3 protein-coding genes, 1 tRNA gene and 1 pseudogene are annotated in these 4,235 nt (G+C 62.3%); 3 read left to right on the forward strand and 2 right to left on the reverse strand.

Features of this window, described 5'->3' with window-relative positions:
* From RT123_RS12215 to RT123_RS12225, 3 genes and pseudogenes are all read left to right on the forward strand, one after another.
* Positions 1–747: pseudogene (locus RT123_RS12215) on the forward strand (hypothetical protein); the annotation flags it as partial.
* A gap of 94 nt (positions 748–841) precedes the next feature.
* Entirely contained in the window at positions 842–1,684 is an 843-nt protein-coding gene (locus RT123_RS12220; RefSeq protein ID WP_313009399.1) for a hypothetical protein, read from the forward strand.
* Positions 1,685–2,054: 370 nt separating this feature from the next.
* Positions 2,055–2,531: a LuxR C-terminal-related transcriptional regulator gene (locus RT123_RS12225; RefSeq protein ID WP_307508410.1), complete on the forward strand. Its 477-nt coding sequence runs from the start codon at positions 2,055–2,057 to the stop codon at positions 2,529–2,531.
* 228 nt (positions 2,532–2,759) lie between these two features.
* Here RT123_RS12225 and RT123_RS12230 read toward each other — a convergent pair.
* Both RT123_RS12230 and RT123_RS12235 read right to left on the reverse strand, forming a co-directional pair.
* Positions 2,760–2,831 (reverse strand) — tRNA-Arg (locus tag RT123_RS12230).
* A gap of 77 nt (positions 2,832–2,908) precedes the next feature.
* Positions 2,909–4,235 (reverse strand): bifunctional diguanylate cyclase/phosphodiesterase (locus RT123_RS12235; protein WP_313009400.1); only part of this gene is annotated, 1,327 nt, incomplete at its 5' end.

Genomic DNA, 4,235 nt, shown 5'->3' on the forward strand with positions numbered 1-4,235 from the left:
CGTCTCAACGACTTGAGCGGCGACTTGCGGCTGTCGCAAGATCGAACCAACCAAGCGATCACGGCGGACCTGCGCTACATCAATAATCGGTTCGACGCCGAACTCGTATCGAACCGGCTGGTTTCGTCCGAGCCCGGTGGGGTCACGCGCCAGGAGTCGTTGTGGCGAATGTCGACGATGATCGGTTACGCCGGCGGCGCCTTTGGCGTCGGACGGTCGGCGCGCGAGGGCTTCGTCATCGCAACACCCCACCCCACCCTCTCCCGTTCGCGCATCAAGCTGACGGATTCCAGCGGCAATACGGTCGCGCACAGCGGATGGCTGGGTCCGGCTCTGGTCGGCTTGGATCGCGGCTATGGCGTCAATCGCTACGAGATCGAGGCCGATCCGCTGCCGCAGGGCTATGACCTGGGTAGTGGTGTGGTCAACATCTTCCCCGGCTACGGCAACGGTTACCGCTTCGTGGTGGGTAGCGACGCGTCGCGCACTGCGCGAGGCGTCCTGATGTCCGCCAATGGGCCGGTCGCTCTGGCCGGCGGCGTCATCCAAGCGGCAGGCGCTCCGGCTGATGCCGAGGGCAAGCCCTTCTTCACCAACCGCTCCGGGCGTTTCGTCGCCGATGGCCTGGCTCCGGGTCGCTATCGCCTGGTGATCCAGGGCGCCGTGGTGGGAGAATTCGTGATTCCCGAGAAAGTGGAAGGAACAGTCGATGTCGGCGAAATCCGCACGTCTCCGCCGTCGCCGTAGGCGCAAGGCGCAAGGTGACCGAAAGATCCGGGTTCCAACCTGGTCTGAAACGCTGACCGTCATCGTCTCGCTGGTCCTGGCGGCTATCCTGGCCGTGACCGCCTCTAAGGCGAGAGCCTGCGACCTTGCCCTGAGCCAGAGCCCCAGCACTGTCGTCATCAACTACAATCCCTTCGCTGCGGGACCGTCGAGCGGCGCCATCGATCTGGGCCTGAAGAACCAGGCAGACGAGGTCTGCGAGCTGCGGCTGTCCGTTGTTGACGACGGCGGGGCGATTGTTTCCGGGCTGGCCCTTGGGGGCGTGGGGGTGCAGTTCCGCCCGCGAGAGGCGTCGGGGCTTCAGACGTCTGACGTCGAGCCTGGCGTCTTCCGCTACACTCTCGCAGGCAAGGCGACAGGTCAGGCGCAGCTGGACGCCGCCATCGTCGTGGACGCCGTGCCCGACGCCGGAACCTACGCTACCGACCTGAAGCTGCTGGTCAAGGACGCTGATGGAACGGCTTTGCTTGCCCCAATCCCGGTCCGTATGCAGTTGGTCTCCACGCCCCGAGCACAACTGAATCTGGCTGGCGCCGCCGGCGCCTTTGGTTCCAGTTCCAGTGTGGAGGTGGTCGATTTCGATGACGCCTCTACCGGCCTGACGCGGCGCATCTTCATCCAGGTCCGCGCCAATGCACCGTCGGTCATCGCGATCACGTCCGAACATCGCGGCCTGATGCAGCATCAGGGCGACGCGGAGACCACGTCCGCCGTCGCCTACACGGTCGAGCTGGACGGGACGCCGGTCGATCTACAGGCGCCCTGGACCAAGGAGGTCCATCCGCCCCGCACCCTCGCCGGCATGTCGCTGCCGATGCTGTTCACCTTGGGCAAGATCAAGGATCAGATGGCCGGTCGCTATGAGGATGTGCTCGCCATCGACATATCGCCCCGCTGACGAAAGATACCCCATCATGGTTAGCCCATAGCGGCGATTACGACCCGACCGTCAAACTGGTAACAAAGTTAACGCGATGAGCCGGCTGTTTGGAGGAGCCGGCACACACAGATCGTAAGCTTGAGGCTGACAGCCCTATCCGGGTTTGGACAGCCTGCAGAAATGGGTGGCGCAAATGTATGAGCAAAAGATAGCGGCGTCGTCGCGAACAGACGGCCGTGCTGTTTCAGCGATCCTGCAAGGAGAATTTGGGCAGCGCCGGACGCCAATCAGATCAACCGGAAATCCGACACCCCTGCCCCGTGCGGACTGCACCGCCTGGTTCGAACATGACATTCTCGCCCGGTTCGTTCTGGATCCTCAGGGCTGCGTGATCCACGCCAACGCCAATGCCAGAGCCATGATTGCAGCGGGTGTGCTGGGCGCTGGCGGGGCCTTTATCTGCCCTTCCCATCGCAATCGTGGCGAGTTCGACGCCTTGGCCAACCGTCTGCTGGAAGGACGACAATCGCACGGCCGCCTTCTGTTTCGCGCAGGCGATGACGCCTGGTGCCTGCTGGATCTGGCGACGGCGCCCGATGCGATCGACCGCATCTTCGCCACGGCGCGCCCGGCCCACTGCATGGGCGTGGAGGTTATGGAGCCGCTACGCGCCATCTTCGGTCTGACCCGGGCCGAACTCCTGGTCCTTTCCCATCTGACCCAAGGCGAGGCCCCGAAGGACATCGGCCGAAAGATGGATATGTCGATCCACACCGTGCGCGCCCACCTGCGCGCCATCTGCATGCGCATGGGCGTCAAAGGCATTACCGGCGCCCTGAGATTGAGTTTTCAACTCATAAACTGACGCTGGTTTCGCAAAGCCATCAAAACCGTCCGCCGCGCTCCCATGTCTTTCATCAAGACAAACGATGGACCGGGCCACATAACTTCGGCGGCGCGGTTCGCGAACCGGTGACGTGCTGGATGCCGATTAGACCATCCGAGCCGAGCGCCGACTTCAAAGAATGGTGCAAAACGACTGTAACCATGCGTCCATGAACACGCGCGCTGATCATCAAGTCATTGGAAGAAGTGGCGCACCCGGAGCGATTCGAACGCCCGACCCTCAGATTCGTAGTCTGAGAAAATATGCCCGATTTTCTGCACGTTAGAACCATCAATCCTGTAACGAGCGCCAATCGCGTGCTGGCCCCAAGCCTCATGTTATGATCCCCTCAAGCTCTATGCAGCGGTGCCTAGATGGGTGTCAGACAGAACTTTTGTGCCTTCGGATGGTGTCAAAAAACTCACCAGACCTTCAAAAGGCAGTGGTCGCGAGACCCAGTAGCCCTGGATGGTGTCACATCCCAGAGCCGACAAGGCGTCAAACACTTCCTTGGTCTCGACGCCTTCGGCGACGACGGTCATGCCCAAACCGTGGGCCAGATCGACGGTGGATTTGATGATCAGGCGATCACGCGCGCTGTTGACGACATCAAGGATCAGAGATCGGTCAATCTTCAACTCGTCGGCGTTCAGCATTTTCAGATAGCTGAGCGAAGATAGGCCGGCGCCGTAGTCGTCGATCGAAATCCGCACCCCCGCCGCCCGATAGGCCGCGATCGCTTGGGCCGCGATCTTCGGGTTTTCGATGACGGCGGTTTCGGTGATTTCGAAGATGAGATCGGCGTCGCAGCCCTCGATCAACTGGAGCGCACGCGCCTGGAAGGCCTCATCCACAAGAAGACGTCCCGAAACATTCAGAGCGATCGCCAGATGAACGCCCTGAGCCCTCAGCGCGGCCTGATCTTCGATCGCTTTGACGATGCTCCATTCGGTCAGCGCCCTGATCTGTCCCGTCTGTTCGGCGATGGGAATGAAGAGGTCCGGCCCGATCCGACCGCGAACGGGATGATGCCAGCGGCAGAGCGCCTCGACCGAAGCCGTTGAGCCGTCCGAGGTCTTGCGCTTGGGCTGATAGTGCAGACTGACGTCGCTCGTGCGCAGGGCGTTGCGAAGTTCCGACATCAGGGCGAGGTTGTTGTCGGGATCGACAAAGGACGCCTCGTCATAAAGCACCGTACGGTCGTCCGAGAGATCGGCCTGGTTAAGCGCCGTCGTCGCCCGTTCGATCAGGGCGTCGCCGCTCGCCGACTGCCTATCCTGTGAGGCGCTGCCGATGCGGACGAACAAATCCAGAGGCTGGCCGTCGACGGTAAAGGTCGTTTCCACGGCGCGAAGCGATCTGGCCAGGGCGTGTTGCTGATCGACGGACAGATCGGCCCGCGAGAAAGCGAGCACCGAGGACGCGATTTGCGCCACTAGGTCCACGTCGGCCAAATCGGCCAAGCGGTCGGCAAGCTGGACCATCAAGGTGTTCGCGACGTCATAACCGACGACCCCGCGCATTTCCGCATGGCGATCCACGCCGATCGCAAACACGGCGACGTTGGTCTCGGCTGTGGCGATCAGGTCGTCGATGCCCGCCAGCAGAGCTCGGCGATTGGGAAGCCCTGTTTCCGGCTGGTGCATCGCCAGATGAAGCAGGCCGGCCTCTCGCGCCTGCACG

It is taken from the genome of Brevundimonas vesicularis (assembly GCF_032067225.1).
GTDB lineage: Bacteria > Pseudomonadota > Alphaproteobacteria > Caulobacterales > Caulobacteraceae > Brevundimonas > Brevundimonas vesicularis_F.